The 16,769-nt window shown below is 39.9% G+C and carries 21 protein-coding genes; all 21 read right to left on the bottom strand.

What is annotated here, in order from left to right:
- Positions 1 to 247: 247 nt before the first annotated feature.
- Positions 248 to 787 (bottom strand): hypothetical protein, encoded by a 540-nt coding sequence (locus tag D8S93_RS24135; protein WP_152816060.1) that lies wholly within the window; start codon positions 785 to 787, stop codon positions 248 to 250.
- Between the two features lie 148 nt (positions 788 to 935).
- Positions 936 to 1,250 (bottom strand): hypothetical protein, encoded by a 315-nt coding sequence (locus D8S93_RS24125; protein WP_152816057.1) that lies wholly within the window; start codon positions 1,248 to 1,250, stop codon positions 936 to 938.
- A 154-nt stretch (positions 1,251 to 1,404) separates the two neighbouring features.
- Positions 1,405 to 2,067: a hypothetical protein gene (locus tag D8S93_RS24115; protein WP_152816055.1), complete on the bottom strand. Its 663-nt coding sequence runs from the start codon at positions 2,065 to 2,067 to the stop codon at positions 1,405 to 1,407.
- 141 nt (positions 2,068 to 2,208) lie between these two features.
- Positions 2,209 to 3,063 (bottom strand): putative phage abortive infection protein, encoded by an 855-nt coding sequence (locus D8S93_RS24110; protein ID WP_227484034.1) that lies wholly within the window; start codon positions 3,061 to 3,063, stop codon positions 2,209 to 2,211.
- A 133-nt stretch (positions 3,064 to 3,196) separates the two neighbouring features.
- On the bottom strand, positions 3,197 to 3,811 hold the full coding sequence (locus tag D8S93_RS24105; protein WP_152816053.1) for a hypothetical protein: 615 nt from the start codon (positions 3,809 to 3,811) through the stop codon (positions 3,197 to 3,199).
- A 589-nt stretch (positions 3,812 to 4,400) separates the two neighbouring features.
- On the bottom strand, positions 4,401 to 4,970 hold the full coding sequence (locus D8S93_RS24095) for a hypothetical protein (RefSeq protein ID WP_152816048.1): 570 nt from the start codon (positions 4,968 to 4,970) through the stop codon (positions 4,401 to 4,403).
- Between the two features lie 569 nt (positions 4,971 to 5,539).
- On the bottom strand, positions 5,540 to 5,968 hold the full coding sequence (locus tag D8S93_RS24085) for a GNAT family N-acetyltransferase (protein WP_152816045.1): 429 nt from the start codon (positions 5,966 to 5,968) through the stop codon (positions 5,540 to 5,542).
- 106 nt (positions 5,969 to 6,074) lie between these two features.
- Complete coding sequence (locus D8S93_RS24080) at positions 6,075 to 7,070, bottom strand: DUF4238 domain-containing protein (protein WP_152816042.1); 996 nt, start codon at positions 7,068 to 7,070, stop codon at positions 6,075 to 6,077.
- 123 nt (positions 7,071 to 7,193) lie between these two features.
- On the bottom strand, positions 7,194 to 7,862 hold the full coding sequence (locus D8S93_RS24950) for a hypothetical protein (RefSeq protein ID WP_180299130.1): 669 nt from the start codon (positions 7,860 to 7,862) through the stop codon (positions 7,194 to 7,196).
- Positions 7,863 to 8,086: 224 nt separating this feature from the next.
- On the bottom strand, positions 8,087 to 8,497 hold the full coding sequence (locus tag D8S93_RS24070) for a hypothetical protein (protein ID WP_025543567.1): 411 nt from the start codon (positions 8,495 to 8,497) through the stop codon (positions 8,087 to 8,089).
- A gap of 146 nt (positions 8,498 to 8,643) precedes the next feature.
- Positions 8,644 to 8,925, bottom strand: a complete 282-nt coding sequence (locus tag D8S93_RS24060; protein WP_227484033.1) for a hypothetical protein — start codon at positions 8,923 to 8,925, stop codon at positions 8,644 to 8,646.
- A 125-nt stretch (positions 8,926 to 9,050) separates the two neighbouring features.
- Entirely contained in the window at positions 9,051 to 9,320 is a 270-nt protein-coding gene (locus D8S93_RS24055; RefSeq protein ID WP_152816039.1) for a hypothetical protein, read from the bottom strand.
- Between the two features lie 682 nt (positions 9,321 to 10,002).
- The gene (locus tag D8S93_RS24050) at positions 10,003 to 10,332 is read right to left on the bottom strand and encodes a hypothetical protein (RefSeq protein WP_152816035.1); all 330 of its coding nucleotides are present in this window, start codon (positions 10,330 to 10,332) and stop codon (positions 10,003 to 10,005) included.
- Between the two features lie 9 nt (positions 10,333 to 10,341).
- A complete protein-coding gene (locus tag D8S93_RS24045; RefSeq protein WP_152816032.1) occupies positions 10,342 to 10,701 on the bottom strand; it encodes a hypothetical protein in 360 nt (119 codons plus the stop codon).
- Positions 10,702 to 11,143: 442 nt separating this feature from the next.
- Positions 11,144 to 11,434 (bottom strand): TM2 domain-containing protein, encoded by a 291-nt coding sequence (locus tag D8S93_RS24035; protein WP_053306455.1) that lies wholly within the window; start codon positions 11,432 to 11,434, stop codon positions 11,144 to 11,146.
- Between the two features lie 771 nt (positions 11,435 to 12,205).
- Entirely contained in the window at positions 12,206 to 12,628 is a 423-nt protein-coding gene (locus tag D8S93_RS24025; protein WP_152816029.1) for a DUF2513 domain-containing protein, read from the bottom strand.
- 241 nt (positions 12,629 to 12,869) lie between these two features.
- Positions 12,870 to 13,001: a hypothetical protein gene (locus D8S93_RS25330; protein ID WP_264674669.1), complete on the bottom strand. Its 132-nt coding sequence runs from the start codon at positions 12,999 to 13,001 to the stop codon at positions 12,870 to 12,872.
- 382 nt (positions 13,002 to 13,383) lie between these two features.
- Positions 13,384 to 14,298: a hypothetical protein gene (locus tag D8S93_RS24005; protein ID WP_193621671.1), complete on the bottom strand. Its 915-nt coding sequence runs from the start codon at positions 14,296 to 14,298 to the stop codon at positions 13,384 to 13,386.
- 617 nt (positions 14,299 to 14,915) lie between these two features.
- Positions 14,916 to 15,347, bottom strand: a complete 432-nt coding sequence (locus D8S93_RS24000; protein ID WP_152816023.1) for a hypothetical protein — start codon at positions 15,345 to 15,347, stop codon at positions 14,916 to 14,918.
- A 556-nt stretch (positions 15,348 to 15,903) separates the two neighbouring features.
- A complete protein-coding gene (locus tag D8S93_RS23995) occupies positions 15,904 to 16,191 on the bottom strand; it encodes a hypothetical protein (RefSeq protein ID WP_319803077.1) in 288 nt (95 codons plus the stop codon).
- A 225-nt stretch (positions 16,192 to 16,416) separates the two neighbouring features.
- The coding region (locus D8S93_RS25185; protein ID WP_152816020.1) for an AAA family ATPase at positions 16,417 to 16,769 on the bottom strand (353 nt) is incomplete at its 5' end.

Here is a 16,769-nt window from a genome sequence, read left to right as displayed (position 1 = left end):
AAGGCTAGCATGGAAATGACCAATATTCGCCCTTTTCGCCGCTTTTCCACCCTATTACCCCGCCACTTTCACTCTTAGGCTACAATCACGTACATTCAGCCTGAGAGATCCGTTGCGGAAATAACGCCGCGTTAAGGGGTGAACAACGCCAGCACCTAGCCTAAACCATTGTGCAGTAAACACTAAAGCTGAATCAAACTGAAAATGCCAAGCGTTGAGAATCCCTCTTAAACGCTTTGTTAGCTTACTAGAGCAAAGTAAACGAGAAACTTGTGTTTGGGACTTTTTTTGTTTGTATTAGATTCTTAGGTAACTCTACACCAGCTAGCTCTGATTGTTTATCAATGACTTGAGAAATCTTTTCGTCTTCTACTGTCGGATAAATGCCTAAACACCACATACTACGGAGGTCATCCTCAGACCTTTTGACCTTCCAGATTTTCTGAATGTCATTCATCATACCCTTAACACAAGACGACGCACTTTGGTTTTGTTTAATCTCAAGAGCTATATAGGAGCTTCTAGAGCTGCGTTTTTTCCTTATTAAAAAGTCTATGTGCATCCTGGTTTGACTTCCACGCATTCGCCTATCAATTGAATAGCCGAACTCACGTATTATGTCCGCTACAGCGTCATGCTGCTGAAGAAAGCTTGCAAACTCTATCTGAAACCATATTTCCCAACCTGTAAACTCATGCTCATTGATCAGTTTGAACTTTTTCTGAACTTCGTCTTGCTCGAAAAACTCTTCCGCTAAACCAAGCACAAATTCAAAGTCTCCTTTCATTCGTATAACTCCATTTGTAAGCTAACGCCCTGTTAAGGGGTGAGCAACGCAATACAAAAGCCGCCGCATACCACCTTAAACACTTAAACCAACGCATAGTAAAAATGCCACGCGTTGCGAATCCCTCTTGAACAGATTGTTATGTGTTTTACTTAAAAGGTAGATCTCCATATGCCCAGATTAACGTTCCTAATACACCTAAAGCTAGTGCCAACCATTGATACCAAATTTGAGTATTGATATATAAATGCTGATTTCTCGTCGTCATTTTCCAGTTACCTTCGTGAAAGCCTATGTATATACCTGCAGCTCCCATCAAAGCACCCGAACGTTGAAACCAAAAATAACTATCTTCAGTACTAATGTCAGAATATAACGAGATTGAACTTAAAATTATTACAATCACAGTGGGAAATACAACATGAATAAACTGAGACAACTTAGGTTCGTCATTCGAACTCATTATAAAATACCTTCTATTAACTTTTTTCGGGACACATAACGCCGCGTTAAGGGGCGCTGGCACGCACTACAAAAGTAGCCGCATTACACCTTAACCACTAAACTTACCGCAAATTGAAAATGCCACGCGTGCCAAGTCCCTCTTGAACGCTTTGTTAGGGCACAAATACGCTCCCATTTACTTCAATTACACTTTGTATGTTACTGAAATATTTTTTAAGAAGCTTCTCAGTTTCTATGTTGTTTTTTGAAATCCGTATTCGCCAATCATTGCACAACTTCATAACACTGTATTCGAAGTGATTCGTATAGTCTTCGTTATATGCAGCAATGAGAGCCATTGAGGTTGCTTCAGTTACCTGTTCATCTGTATAACGAGCCGAATGAACATGAGCACCACGAACATCGACTATTCCTTGAAACGAAGACTTGATTAACGGGAATAATGGATCAATGTGCTTACTAACCAGGTCCCTCCTCCCTGCCCGTTCATGCATTCGTTTTATTTTCGTAGCATATGTATTTAGTCTTTCTTTCAATATATATACATCTTGCAAATATGTATTTATAACGTACTTAATATATTTCTCTTTCGCGACTTTTTTGCTTCTAGGTGATGCAACAGATAACAGGGTTTCCGAAAATTGTAGAGCTTCAAATGTTTCAGTAATCTCAGTACTACCCATAAAAATTGTATTAAATACTTCCCTATGAGAAAAAACCGTTGGTTCTTTATTTTTAATACGCTCAACATGAGGCAAAATAACTTCATTTCCCCACTCAGCCATCAGCAACTGAAAACGCTCTATTTCATTCATTCCGACATATTTCCTCTTGTGCCCTAACGCCCAATTAAGGTGTGAAGCACGCTAGCACTGCACCCCGTTTGATCACCGTAAACACTGAACTTAACCCAAACTAAAAATGCCAAGCGTGCTGAATCACTCTTAAATTGTTTGTTATGATTGTACTTCTGGGTGTTCACCAAAAGCCGATTTGTCATATTTTCCAAACAACTCCTTTTGCCACTCGGCGTCAATATGTAGGTGTTCCAATAAGGAATAGCGTTCAACCAGTTGGCGATATTTATAGTATGGGTCTAGAGGATCTACAACTACACAATTGATGGCTAATAATTGGATAACTTCCTTATTCAAGAAAGAGCGAACAATGTTGGAGTAAAATTTCTCGGTTCTAGTAACTTTTTTTTCGACCGCGGCTTCAAACAGCATTGGTTCAGCATCGAACCGACTATTTTCCAAAATAAACTTGAGTATATGGTAAAGAACCCTGAAGTAGTGGCTCGTATCGCTTGAAGATTCACGCATTTTAGCGACTCTCTGCTCAATAGTATTACCAGTACCATTTTTAATAACAGCATTATGCAGCTTCATGATTTTTGAAGCCGTCGGGCGATCCATGACTATCAAACGCTCATTTAATCCGTCAAAGACGGTATTGAGTTGGTTTAGTAAAGAAAAGAATGTGTCTTCAAATCGCTTTTTTTCTTGAGTTAACGCCTGTTCTTTTTGAGCCTTCTCAGTTTCCTTGAGCACTTTCTGAGTTTCAGATAATTCGGTCTTTTGAATTAGTACTGATTGAGTTAACCAATAGAAAGCTAATAAGGCTATCAGTGGATTTAAGATGCCACCAATAAAGTCTCCAAAGGTGCCCCAAATCGAACTATCAGTCGAGAGAGGAAGGTTATTTATAAAATAAAACCAAACTAAATAAACCGTAGGTATCAGAGCTATTAGAGAAAACGCCAATATTTTTGCTCTTTTTATACTCTTTGCTAAGTCACTAATTTCCAATATTACCTCCAAAATCATAACGCCGCATTAAGTAGTGAGCAACACGACCACTGAACCCAACCATTGTGCCGTAAACACTAAAGCTGACCAAACCAAAAATGCCAAGCGTTGCGAATCTGCCTTAAATGCTTTGTTATGCTATAGAAAACCTAGGTGATATAAATCGTTTTAACCTAGCTAACAAAGTCACAAATTCAACCCCACCTGTCGATACGTCAATATCCATATAGCCTAGGACATTCTCACCAACTACAATAGGGTGATACTCGTACTTCTGGATATCAGCATTTCCTATAACTAAGTCACCAACTAATTGCGGGTTCCTCATTTGAAGCCCAAGCGATGTCGGCAAAGAAATGTCGACAATTTGACCAGACTCTAATGTAAGCCAACAATGCAGTTTGTAAGTTTTCGTAGCTCCCCAATTGAGCATCTGCAGCATTGTCTTCTCATTGAAATTATATATACACTTTCCCCATGGGGTCGATACATCTCCCAAAGTTAAGTAGACCTGCTGCCCAAGCACTGTTTCTAGCTCTTTCTTAAGTGCCCAATGGGCTTTTATGCATTTTCGATTCACAAACTTATGTCCATGTCGGCTTAGTAAGTCTTCACAAGTGCTTTTAACTATTGGACATATGGAAGCACCCTTCGATTTGAAAGGTGCGAAGCCTGCAACTAAGGATTCGCTTAACCCCAGTTTTTCAGTTCGATTCAAAGCCTGATAAAAGTCTTCTATATAGCTCATTTGCGTACTCTGTTCTGTAGCATAACGCCCTGTTAAGGGGTGAGCAACGCAATACCGAAGCCACCGCACACCACCTTAATCACTAAATTCAACGCATAGTAAAAATGCCACGCGTTGCGAATCCCTCTTGAACAGTTTGTTATGAAGCTGAATCTCGTTGAACAATATAACAAAACAAACACTTACATGAGACTTGCGTCTTATCTAATGATGGTCAAGATTGTCATTCATTGTCTCAACTGATAGCCTTAACAGACATTTTAGTCAACGGAGCGTAATGAGATGGAATGTGAACTTTGTGGACAAGAGATCAATGGCGAAGTGTACTCTTGTAATGAAATGGATGTATGCGAAAGCTGTCACGACGATGCTTATCCAATAGATTAACCTTATTAATATTGTCAACGAACATAACACGTATACTAAATTATAGAGGGGCTGAGCATTTATTATGTCACGTTCCTCTATTTAGCAATAAGTTCCAGAAAAAGCCAAAGCTTCATAACGCCGCGTTAAGTAGTGAGCAACACGACCACCTAAACTAAACCACTGCACCGTAAACACAAAAGCTGATTTGAGCTTAAAATGCCTAGCGTTGCGAATCTGCCTTAAACGCTTTGTTAGTTGCCTTTTCCCAAAGCATTATTGATGTGTCAGCAATTTTACTAAACCATATTTCAAAAAATGCATCACGCTTGTTTGATATGACATCAAAGCCTGTCTCGTGTGCAATGACTGTATCCCCGTAGACAGATTCCGCGGTAACTGTAACAGTGCAACTATCTAGTTGATCATCCACTGATTCAGAAAGGCAATAGCTGTAGATAACTTCAGATGAATTGGCACTTAGAGCGAATGGTAATGAGGTAGCAATATCTTTACTATGTGGATTTTTCTGTTGGATGACTTTCGAGAAATCATTGAAGTTAGTAATTTCAATTTCCTCACCAGATGCTAAATGTAACTGAACCCTCTTCAGAATCGCAGCACCATTACCATCGTTGATCAGTTTGAACTCACGAGTTACCTGATTATCTTTAGACGCTGCTGAAAAGTAAGTGTGGATTATAGGTAACAACTCTTTTCGGTTATGCTGACGCTGAATAAATAAGGTTAAACACGCAACCAACAGCGCTAAAAAAATTAATATGATTTCCATTAAAACTCCAAAACCTTGGTGGCAACTAACGCGCAAGTTAAGGTGTGAGAGACGCAGATCCACCCTAACCTAAAATAAACTCTGATAAATCCGTGCCCATTTGGGCACTAAAACCCCAATGCGTTTCGAATCGGCTTGAACGTCTTGTTATTCCGCAACTAAAGTCGGCTATGTTTACGCCTAATCTTTTGATATGACGAGAAATTTTCGGTATGCAGGCAAAAATCGAAGCCGAAGTATTTGGCAGCTCACTACCTTAAATCGCTTTAGCGTCACTCTTTAATTGCTGCGCCATATTAAGGTGCGCTTAAAGCGCTTTAAGGCTAGCATGGAAATGACCAATATTCGCCCTTTTCGCCGCTTTTCCAACCTATTACCCCGCCACTTTCACTCTTAGGCTACAACCACGTACATTCAGCCTGAGAGATCCGTTGCGGAAATAACGCCTTGTTAAGGTGTGAGGCATGCAATACAGAAGCTTCCGCATACCACCTTAACCACTGAAACCAACGCATAGTAAAAATGCCACGCGTGCCGAATCACTCTTGAACAATTTGTTATGTGTATTTTTATAAGGGGTACACCATAACTGTTTCAGTCTGCCCAACATAATACACCTGAAAACCAAGCTGTTTATAAAATGGAACTAATTCAGATGAATGTTTCACTTCAATCGTTAAATGAGAGTAGTCAGAGGTCGCAAGCATTGCTGTTTGTTTGATTAAACGCGTTCCAATTTGTTTATTTTGAAACTTTGGCATTACAAAAATATCTAATTCTATAGGTTTATCAACGTTTCTAATTAAAGACTTTCGTAAACCACAATATGCCACACGTTGTCCGTCGGCGACGAAGAAAGTCACCAACAGATACCCACAGATGTCTAGTTTGACAAAATTACCAGAAAGCACTGACGAACCAGAATCTACGATCTTTTCTCGAATATTGTTTATGTCATATAAACACCGATCTAACTCAGAATCGAATATTTGAATCATACCGCCTCCTCATACACATAACGCCGCATTAAGGTGTGAGCAACGCTACCACCAGAACTAAATCATTACACCGTAAACACGAAACTCAACTTTGAACTGAAAATGCCTAGCGTTGGGAATCACTCTTAAATGCTTTGTTAGTTTTACGTTTCCACGGATTCTTAACGATACTAACCCCATTAGATGATGCATTCGAAACTAATCGCTGAGAGTTCCCTTTAGACATGGACAGTGCAGATAACCAATCGAGCTTTTCAGCACTAAAAATGTTGTCTATAGCAGCATGACTTACCTTTGTATTTATCTGGTATAAAAGCTCGCTACTAAACTGCCCGATTACAATGTGCTCTTTTGGGTTACTTGTTGGCGTCAGAATTAGAGCTGTATTCTTAGATATAGGGTACAGAATCTCAGCTAAGGGATGGGCAGGACCAATATCACCTAAATCTTGCTTATAAGGGTAAAAAACAACTGGTACATCGCCAGTCACAAACATTGAGCCTGCTGGAGCATTTATTAACACCCATTCTTTCTTGAGAAATTCAAGCGCTGCTGTTTGAGCCGCCGTAACCATATGTTCTAAACTAACCGTCGAGTTAACTTGTAAATCAACGACATTAGATAAACCTTCTTTTTCAACTAACTCTTTTAATGCAGTTGGAACCTTAGAATTATCCCAAACTTTATTGAGAACTAGTTTTGCAGCCTGCCCATAGATTTCAGCGATGCCGTCTCGAAAACTAGGTCCACGAAACATCAGTAAGGCAATGTAAAATGCTAACTCCCCTTTCTGAGAACCGTGGATAGTTACATAGGGAAGAAATCTAGAATCTAGCACCTTATCAATGATGTTATTCCCGATCATTTCTACTTCTGAAATGACGTCTTCTAGTTGTATGTGGTCCACTTGTCCTTGAGGGTCTATCTGATAATAGTAGTAATCTTCTGCACAGATCTTATTGATAGATGCAGTTTGGCGACCATATTCACCTTTGTTTTTATCAAATGCCCAAATGAGTGACTTCTCTCCCTCGATGGTAAAGCGCTTCAAATGAGCTTTTGGGACATAATGCTGGTTTTTCTTTATTTTTCTATTATTCATATGACCAAATCAATTGTAAAACTAACGCCGCATTAAGGTGTGAGCGGCGCTTGGCTATACTTGAGCGAAGCGAAACTGCCAAGCGTTGCGAATCACTCTTAAATGCTTTGTTAGGCAAACGCGTTATCGAAAGTTTTTGAGTACTTTGTATTTAACACTATGGTTATTAGCTTCAATAATCTCTACTTGAGCACCTTTATACCCGATTACTTTTGATGAATTTAAGTCATATTCAACATCATTTGTAAACGCTGCTCGTGCTTGACCATTGCTGAATTCGCGATAGCTAATATTGATTTTATTACCAACTTTACCCGAATAGAGTAGTGTCTGTTGAAAAGATAGCATGTCGTTCGTTGTATGCTTGATATCTTTAAACTCAGCAGATGTACACACCGTACCTCCTAAAGTAGAAACACCACAAATTTCTCGGGTTTTCTGATCTACGTACATGCCACCATAAGGGTCTGCTAATGCGCTAGCTTGAACCATACCGTATTGTGTCGGTGTATAGAAAATTTTGTTTTGGCTGTGTCCTATTTGCGTATAAATGCCCGGAGAAAAAGTGTAACCACCGAGCACACCTACGGAGGTGCTGTGCTTCAAAGATATCGCATTCACCGTGGTTTGCTTTCCTTTCGCTAGCATTTCATCACCCACATAAGCCACAGCCTCAACACCAATCGGCGGGTGATCAATAAGTGTTTCTTCAACACCTCCACCATTATGTTTTAGTGAAGTACAGCCAGATAAAACGCTAAAGCTAGCTAAAACCAGCAGAATATTTCGCATAAATTTGCCCTTTATACTTTATGGGATGAAAGACCATATAATAACTAAGTTCAATCAGACATACGATACGTTTGAATTGTTTGCCTAACGCCCTGCTAAGGGGTGAGCAACGCAATACCGATGCCGTCGCATACCACCTTAATCACTTAAACCAACGCATAGTAAAAATGCCACGCGTTGCGAATCCCTCTTGAGCAGTTTGTTAGGCATCTTGTCACCACAAACTACTTACCCGTTTTGCACCTAATTAACTTCCAAAATGAAAGCATGAAAATAGCCAACGAGAAAACAATATGAAGCGTTGGTATGCTTCTAGACCAGACATCAGACTCTGCCAAATGAGAATCAAACTCTTTGCCACACAAATGATGACCTTCAATGGTTGTTTCAATTACAAAAGGTGCCCAGAAATAAGTTACCGACATAGCAACTAACAAAGCAATTAAGGGCGTAATCCATATAAATTGTAAACCTCTATTTTCACGAAGAAGCCTGACCATGATGAGAATGAACAGCACTGAGCCATACATTATCGAAGCATAAAAACGTCCATCATCTCCCTGTGTGCAAGTACCCGAAACTGCACCAAGTGAAACCCAAAAACCATACAATAGTATCAATATCGAGCTGTACATTTGTAACCTTTGATGCCTAACGCCCTGTTAAGGGGTGAGCAACGCAGTACTGAAGCTGCCGCGAACCACCTTAATCACTTTAACCAACGCATAGTGAAAATGCCACGCGTTGCGAATCCCTCTTGAACAGTTTGTTAGAGCGCAACTCACAGGTTGAACAGAACTTTCAAAAGAGAATTAACCAAGGAAGAAATTCCTAGAAATAGTGCTACTGGTAAGCCTATCGCTATGATCAGTTTAAACTCGACAAATTGACCTACAACGGCATCGCCATACCTACCACCCAGAAACTTTCTCGATTCGTCACCTACTGTCGATTTGACTTCATCTGTAACTGCTTTGCGATCTTTACCGATGAATTCTTTAAACAACATAAAACCGAAAGGAGCGATAATAATGCCGGCGATAAGATAGGAAATGTAATTCAACTATATCGGTCATGTTCATACTTTTTCTCCTGCGCTCTAACGCCGCATTAAGGTGTGAGCGACGCTTGGCTATACTTGAGCGAAGCGAAACTGCCAAGCGTTGCGAATCACTCTTAAATGCTTTGTTAGCTGTTTACTGTTGAGCTATACAAAGTACCTAGCTTATAGCTTTCTTTGGTTAACGGAGTGAACGTAAAAACCTCATCCCCTTGTATTTTTAGCCCATTAAATAGAAATATTTTCATCTCTCTATTGTTCTTCCACTCAATAGATTGAGGATTATTTTCCCCCTGTTCATCAACGATCTGGTAAATTGACTGCTCTTCATTTTTGAGTACGCACGAGTACGTTTTGATACCCTGCGCTGTCTTTACTGAAATACTCTGAATACTCATATTTTTCCTTTTCCATAATAACCATCAAAAACCTGCTGATTGATCTAAGTGCTTAAACTACGCTCTTTTTAAATCAGCTCTACAAGGCTCGCTCATACCTAATAAGATTGAGTACAGCTAACGCGCAGTTAAGGTGTGAGAGACGCACATGCACCCTAACCTAAAATAAACTCTGATAAATCCGTGCCTATTTGGGCACTAAAACCCCAATGCGTTTCGAATCGCCTTGAACGTCTTGTTATTCCGCAACTAAAGTCGGCTATGTTTACGCCTAATCTTTTGATATGACGAGAAATTTTCGGTATGCAGGCAAAAATCGAAGCCGAAGTATTTGGCAGCTCACTACCTTAAATCGCTTTAGCGTCACTCTTTAATTGCTGCGCCATATTAAGGTGCGCTTAAAGCGCTTTAAGGCTAGCATGGAAATGACCAATATTCGCCCTTTTCGCCGCTTTTCCACCCTATTACCCCGCCACTTTCACTCTTAGGCTACAATCACGTACATTCAGCCTGAGAGATCCGTTGCGGAAATAACGCCGCATTAAGGTGTGAGCAACGCTACCACGAAACGTAACCATACCACCGTAAACACAAAACCCAACGATGGAATGAAAAATGCCAAGCGTTGGGAATCACTCTTAAATGCTTTGTTATGTGCGTAGTTCGAATTTTGCCAATTTATCTATGCACTCTCTTGATATTCAGGCCTTAACCCAGAGGCCAAGTACTTGTTTATTTCGTATTTTAGGTGTTCCAAAAAGAATTCATGTCCACTCATATCGTAAACACACACAAATTTTGCAGAGATCTTAACTAGTACATCCCCAGAAATTTCTTCACCTTTGCTCTCTGCTGCCTGCTTAAAAGCTCGCATAGTCGTTTGCACGATTTCAAGAATTTTTTCATCTGAAAGATTCTTATTATGTGTAAGCAAAGGCCTATACATCTTTACGGTCACATCATTTAATTCGTCTAAAAGAGTTCTCTTCTTTTTTCTAAAAAAACCAAACATCAGATTCTCCTAACGATCTATTTTAGATTCTTCAATCAGTTTACTGATTGACTCTAGATTATTGCTGGACTTTTCCCAGACAGAGTCAACCACATTCATATCTTCATTCTGCTTTTCTTTAGGCTCACGATTATATATAGAGTCTTCTTTATTGTTCGCAATACAGTCCATTCCATATATAAATAAGGCAGTACCAGGTGTACCTAAAGCTAAAGGGGCTAGAAGAATATACGGAGCAAAAATCAATAAAATAATTCCGATAATTATCGAGCCAAAGCAAAATGCTAACCACGATACTAATGCTGATATTGCTAACCCCCAAACGACTAGTCCGCCAATAAAACTCAGTAAACCTAGTATTAACCTCATTTTTTCACCGATTGGTAAATCATGTTAAAGAAAATAAACATTGATGTGCCGACAATAACAATTGGCCAAAAAACGGCTGTTAATAAGGCCGTAATGAAACCATTTTGTATTTGTGCAAAAAACAACAAAATGGCAATAATAATATAAACACTCTCGAGCATAATGATCTGATGATAAAAAAGGTGCGATCTTTTACCAACCACCACAGGAATGGGCAACTCAAAGTAATTATCGACATGACAAATATAAGATAAAGCACATAACGCCCTGTTAAGGTGTGAGCAACGCAATGCCGAAGCCGCCGCAAACCACCTTAAACACAAAAACGCAACGCATAGCAAAAATGCCACGCGTTGCGAATCACTCTTAAACAGATTGTTAACTGGCTAACCTAACGACCTATGCGAAAGTTAAGTTGGCTCGCAAACACTAACTTGATTCGTTAGTTTTGATATCTTGTTTCAAACTTCTCATCTGATTCACAGAGGTAAATAATAAACTCGATAAAAGCGATGATTGCAGGGATCAACGTCCAACAAAATACTAAGTACAGAATACCTTGACCAATCTTACCTAGATAGAACTTATGTGCCCCGAACCCACCGAGAAAGAACGCTAAAAGTGCTGCTGCAATTCTACTTTTTTCGCCTTGGACACCCTTTTGTTGAGCTCCGCAACTAGGGCAAGCTCTAGCCGTTTCGTGAATCTCTTTTCCACAACCACTACAAAACATTTTTTCTCTCCATTCTTAAAATGCTTTACATATTGATTGCTGATAATATTCAAAAGAGCACATGGCGCCATGATTCATATCAAGAATACTTGAATAAAAAGAATGGGATGAGACAGATGGCTACAAAGTGCCAGTTAACGCCTTGCTAAGGTGTGAGTAACGCAATACAAAAGCTACCGCACAGCGCCTTAATCACCCTAAGCCACCGCATAGTAAAAATGCCACGCGTTACGAATCACTCTTAAGCAATTTGTTAGTACATGCGCTACTTCTATTTGTGCGCTCCAAGATATTGAAAACTGAGATGATATGAAAGGCTTTGAACACTGAAGTGAGACGGGCAGCTACAAAACTTAAACTCGGTTAAGAGACGAGAGTTGGCTAGAAGAAAAACGCACTGAACTGCCCTACTTCCACTTGCTTAAAATTAGAAAAGGATTCGATCCTCGTACTTCGACGGCAACACCAAAGAAAGACAATTCTGACTTAGTAAAAACCACGAAATAGAAGAAGCGCCAAAGAAATAGGGTAAGAGTTAGAAACCGTAAACGGTGAAATCAAAGCGAACACTCCGCATATAGTGCCACCGGAAAGAACGTGAAAGGCACTAACTGAAAGGTGTAAACACGAGCGCCAACACAGATAAACACCAAAACTTATGACCTTCGATGTCAAACCCGTACTAACGCCACATTAAGGTGTGAGCAGCGTTTGGCTATACTTGAGCGAAGCGAAAGCGCCAAGCGTTGCGAATCACTCTTAAATGCTTTGTTATGAGCCTGCTGCATCAAGTAGCGACTTAACTTTCTGTTTTGCATAACCTTTCGCAAGATCTTTTGCTACAGAAATTGTTGTGTCTAAACTTGCATCTTTAAAGTTTGTTTGTATTTCTCTCCAAACATTCGGTTCATTTAATGACTCAATAAAGTCATGACCAAAAGCAGTTAACCTCAGCGGAACAACCGACCAAACCCTTTCACCACTCCCCATAAGCCTATAGCCCGCACCGCGTGATTGCTGGGTAGCAAACGACTCGATATATCCTTTATCAACTAGGAGGTCGGTGTGAAAAGCAAACTTATCATCGTCATAATGAAAGCCTTTCGCTTCCAATTCTCTTATATTGGTCAGCGGTCCTTCCGCACTTTCAAACGCCTCAAGCAAAGACTTTAGATACTCTTTATCGATCTTCATTAAAATTCCTCGTTGGCTCATAACGCCCTGTTAAGGGGTGAGCAACGCAATACTGAAGCCGCCGCATACCACCTTAAATACTGAAACCAACGCATAGTAAAAATGCCACGCGTTGCGAATCCCTCTTAAACAGTTTGTTAGTTTGTAAACCCAAAGGATTGATTTTACGTTATTTTAAACTTTGCAAACAACAAACTTTATGTGCTTTGATGCACTTAAGTCAGGCGTAGTCTCAAAGCAGCTAGTCAATGAAACCACTTGGAACAAACAACGCCGCAGAAAACGGACTCACAACACCAAAAAGCGCTTTTGGAAAACCAATCTCACAATGCGGACTTTCAACAAAGTCACTGAAACCAAGTGAACTTTCCACACCAGAGAAAACGCCATTTCAGCGAGTAAATCGGCTTTTGTACCAACAAACTCAACGAGTCAAGTTTCAGCAAAAAAGTTCAACTCAGTTAACCCAAAAGTCGCCGAACCAAAGAACAAATCAACCGTTGAAACGATGCCAACTTTGGGTTTTCACCACGCTAGTTAACACTGAAATTGAACACCGATATGACAATTTCGACTTTGAGCTTTTACCACTAGTTCTTGCGAGATAGCTGCGTTTTTCCTCTTGCAAACTAACGCCCTGTTAAGGTGTGAGCAACGCAATGCCAAAGCCACCGCAGACCACCTTAAACACTTAACGCAACGCATAGTAAAAATGCCAAGCGTTGCGAATCACTCTTAAACAGATTGTTAGAACTTTATGTCAACTTTTTGAGAGCCGTTCTTTTTAAATCATCTAAGTCAACTCTGTACTTAGATACCTTTGAAGCATGTTGCTCGAGGAGAAGGACTATTTTATTACGAACCAACTTGTTTATTGCTTCCGGAGAACTAAAGTCAACATTAGATATGGGCGTGGTAAAAGCTCTAAGTTTGTTAATATTTATTTCGCCTGCTTTTGTAATAGCTTCTCCAAGCGATACAGGTTTTTTATGACCTCTAACCTTTAACTTAATTGGATTGCTCTTTTTGCAGAGCATATATGTTGGAACAATAAACATTTCCTCAACATCACTTTCCGGATAGTTTAGGCTAGATAAAATATCAACAGCACCTTTGGAAGAGTCAAAGGAATCTTCTGGCTCCTTTAATTTGATTAAAATATAGAAGTCAGACCATCGCCTTTTTTTATTAACATCATATCTTTTATCAGTGTTTGAAAGTGGAATTGCAAAGCCTTTCTTTGGCTCTACATCAAAACTATTCGTTCTTGTACATTTGACCTCTATGCCAAAGCCATTTTCTATAGTCGAACAAAAAAAAGATTCTTTATCTTTCTGATACTTATCAAGTTTAAATTTACTACCATCCAAGTATACGTTTAGATCTCTGAATCCGATCCAGATATCATTGACATCACCCTCACCTGTAAAAGTCATAGGTGTAAGGGCGTGAGTGAGGAGCTCTTCAATATATTTTGACCGTAAGGAGTCATGAGATTTCAATAATAGCGACAAACAATATCTCTTGGACTCATCCAACATATTGAGTTCAGTAGCTAGCAAGTTTTGAAATGTTAAAAATTCACTATCTATGTTTCGATGACCATCCGCATAATCACGGATAGATTCTTGCTTTTTGGGTAGTCTAAAGTGGCGAGGTACTTTGCACATTACTAATATTATGTCGATTATGATACATAAATAGTACCATAACGATATCCAATGCCTAAAGTTCTAACGCGCAAGTTAAGGTGTGAGAGACGCAGATCCACCCTAACCTAAAATAAACTCTGATAAATCCGTGCCCATTTGGGCACTAAAACCCCAATGCGTTTCGAATCGGCTTGAACGTCTTGTTATTCCGCAACTAAAGTCGGCTATGTTTACGCCTAATCTTTTGATATGACGAGAAATTTTCGGTATGCAGGCAAAAATCGAAGCCGAAGTATTTGGCAGCTCACTACCTTAAATCGCTTTAGCGTCACTCTTTAATTGCTGCGCCATATTAAGGTGCGCTTAAAGCGCTTTAAGGCTAGCATGGAAATGACCAATATTCGCCCTTTTCGCCGCTTTTCCAACCTATTACCCCGCCACTTTCACTCTTAGGCTACAACCACGTACATTCAGCCTGAGAGATCCGTTGCGGAAATAACGCCGCATTAAGGTGTGAGCAACGCAGCCACCTAACCTAAACCATTGCACCGTAAACACGAAACCCTACCTTGAACTGAAAATGCCAAGCGTTGGGAATCACTCTTAAATGCTTTGTTATGTTTTTAAGAAATTGGTTACGACAACCCAACTAATTTCTTAAAATCTTTTAAGCTATTGCATACCAGTCCAATACCGAAATCACCATTGTCTGCATGGTAAACTTTCCCGCTGTGTACTCCTGACAGGGAAGTTAAGTATAAAGAATCATACGATAAAGCAACCGGGTATAAATGTTGTGCTTCTACAAAATCTTTGCTTATTTCAAAGTGCACCACATAATCTTCCAAGAAACCGAGATATTGATGAATCTCGATAACTTCGCGACTACTGCATATCTTTTCAAGAGATTCTTGCTGAGTGATGTTTCCGTAGTAATTGACTGTAAGTTCAATTTCTAATTCGGATAATTCACTACCAGCATAAGCAGTAAAAAACTCTATAAGCTCATCAGAAAGCTGATTACCGTATAGGTGATGAATATCTAGAAGGCTACTTTCAAAATCCATAACTTCAACCTGGGAAGAAAAACATAACGCGCAAGTTAAGGTGTGAGAGACGCAGATCCACCCTAACCTAAAATAAACTCTGATAAATCCGTGCCCATTTGGGCACTAAAACCCCAATGCGTTTCGAATCGGCTTGAACGTCTTGTTATTCCGCAACTAAAGTCGGCTATGTTTACGCCTAATCTTTTGATATGACGAGAAATTTTCGGTATGCAGGCAAAAATCGAAGCCGAAGTATTTGGCAGCTCACTACCTTAAATCGCTTTAGCGTCACTCTTTAATTGCTGCGCCATATTAAGGTGCGCTTAAAGCGCTTTAAGGCTAGCATGGAAATGACCAATATTCGCCCTTTTCGCCGCTTTTCCCACCTATTACCCCGCCACTTTCACTCTTAGGCTACAACCACGTACATTCAGCCTGAGAGATCCGTTGCGGAAATAACGCCGCGTTAAGTAGTGAGCAACGCCACCACCTTACTTAAACCATTGTGCCGTAAACACTAAAGCTGAATCAAACCGAAAATGCCGAGCGTTGCGAATCTGCCTTAAACGCTTTGTTATGTGCGTTCTTGCGTACTTGAAAGATTTCTATACCGCCACTCCCCTATAAACCAGAAGACAGCATTAAGTGGGATACCAATAGCCAATATCAGTACCACCGTGATAGGAAGGTCAGTGAAAAACTCTCCCCACTGATTCTGGTTAGTAAAAAAGGCAACGCCAATCAATTTTCCGAGAAAGAGTGCACCACCGACGATTAAGGTCTGAATAAATAAGTAATAAGCCATACCTTTTTGTCGCTTATGTTTCCAACTTTTAAACCATTTCCCTTGAGATTCTGTCACACCCTTTCCCCCATATTGACGTCTATTTATCTAGCCTAGTCATCTCAAGAAAATATGCCATTCAGTTGAAAACTTATACGAGTAATATCGCGATTTCGACCAAGCACATAACGCCCTGTTAAGGTGTGAGCAACGCAATACCGATGCCGCCGCATACCACCTTAAACACCAAACGCTACGCATAGTAAAAATGCCACGCGTTGCGAATCACTCTTGAACAGTTTGTTAACTGGATTTGCAAAGGCGGAGCGCTTGCTCTCCCGATTTTGCGATAATTACACGCTTATTTCTTGTAAGCGTCTTGAGTTTGTCCATTATTAGGGGTTTCGACTTTTTGGGATAGTCCCATAAAAATTTGATGAACTCGATATCAAACCTTTCACCGCAACCTTCAGCTAAATCTGGACGCTTACTACTTAATAATGTTCTCTTTAGTGCTCGATAGATACAAGTATATCGGTTTACATCTAAGAATATTACTGTGTCACAAGCTTCAAATCTTATATCAAGGGTGCTCTGATAATTACCATCGATAATCCAACACTCGCTTTCACAAAGACCTTTTTGAATTTTGATCC

This window comes from Vibrio sp. VGrn 2, from assembly GCF_009361695.1.
In the GTDB taxonomy this organism is placed as follows: Bacteria; Pseudomonadota; Gammaproteobacteria; order Enterobacterales; family Vibrionaceae; genus Vibrio; species Vibrio diabolicus.
This window is presented reverse-complemented; position numbering and strand designations above follow the sequence as displayed.

What these genes read in the sequence shown, in the direction of transcription:
- D8S93_RS24135 (WP_152816060.1), bottom strand. Translation starts at nt 787, where the DNA reads ATGAAAGGAGACTTTGAATTTGTGCTTGGTTTAGCGGAAGAGTTTTTC.
- D8S93_RS24125 (WP_152816057.1), bottom strand. Translation starts at nt 1,250, where the DNA reads ATGAGTTCGAATGACGAACCTAAGTTGTCTCAGTTTATTCATGTTGTA.
- D8S93_RS24115 (WP_152816055.1), bottom strand. Translation starts at nt 2,067, where the DNA reads ATGAATGAAATAGAGCGTTTTCAGTTGCTGATGGCTGAGTGGGGAAAT.
- D8S93_RS24105 (WP_152816053.1), bottom strand. Translation starts at nt 3,811, where the DNA reads ATGAGCTATATAGAAGACTTTTATCAGGCTTTGAATCGAACTGAAAAA.
- D8S93_RS24095 (WP_152816048.1), bottom strand. Translation starts at nt 4,970, where the DNA reads ATGGAAATCATATTAATTTTTTTAGCGCTGTTGGTTGCGTGTTTAACC.
- D8S93_RS24085 (WP_152816045.1), bottom strand. Translation starts at nt 5,968, where the DNA reads ATGATTCAAATATTCGATTCTGAGTTAGATCGGTGTTTATATGACATA.
- D8S93_RS24080 (WP_152816042.1), bottom strand. Translation starts at nt 7,070, where the DNA reads ATGAATAATAGAAAAATAAAGAAAAACCAGCATTATGTCCCAAAAGCT.
- D8S93_RS24950 (WP_180299130.1), bottom strand. Translation starts at nt 7,862, where the DNA reads ATGCGAAATATTCTGCTGGTTTTAGCTAGCTTTAGCGTTTTATCTGGC.
- D8S93_RS24070 (WP_025543567.1), bottom strand. Translation starts at nt 8,497, where the DNA reads ATGTACAGCTCGATATTGATACTATTGTATGGTTTTTGGGTTTCACTT.
- D8S93_RS24055 (WP_152816039.1), bottom strand. Translation starts at nt 9,320, where the DNA reads ATGAGTATTCAGAGTATTTCAGTAAAGACAGCGCAGGGTATCAAAACG.
- D8S93_RS24050 (WP_152816035.1), bottom strand. Translation starts at nt 10,332, where the DNA reads ATGTTTGGTTTTTTTAGAAAAAAGAAGAGAACTCTTTTAGACGAATTA.
- D8S93_RS24045 (WP_152816032.1), bottom strand. Translation starts at nt 10,701, where the DNA reads ATGAGGTTAATACTAGGTTTACTGAGTTTTATTGGCGGACTAGTCGTT.
- D8S93_RS24035 (WP_053306455.1), bottom strand. Translation starts at nt 11,434, where the DNA reads ATGTTTTGTAGTGGTTGTGGAAAAGAGATTCACGAAACGGCTAGAGCT.
- D8S93_RS24025 (WP_152816029.1), bottom strand. Translation starts at nt 12,628, where the DNA reads ATGAAGATCGATAAAGAGTATCTAAAGTCTTTGCTTGAGGCGTTTGAA.
- D8S93_RS24005 (WP_193621671.1), bottom strand. Translation starts at nt 14,298, where the DNA reads ATGTGCAAAGTACCTCGCCACTTTAGACTACCCAAAAAGCAAGAATCT.
- D8S93_RS24000 (WP_152816023.1), bottom strand. Translation starts at nt 15,347, where the DNA reads ATGGATTTTGAAAGTAGCCTTCTAGATATTCATCACCTATACGGTAAT.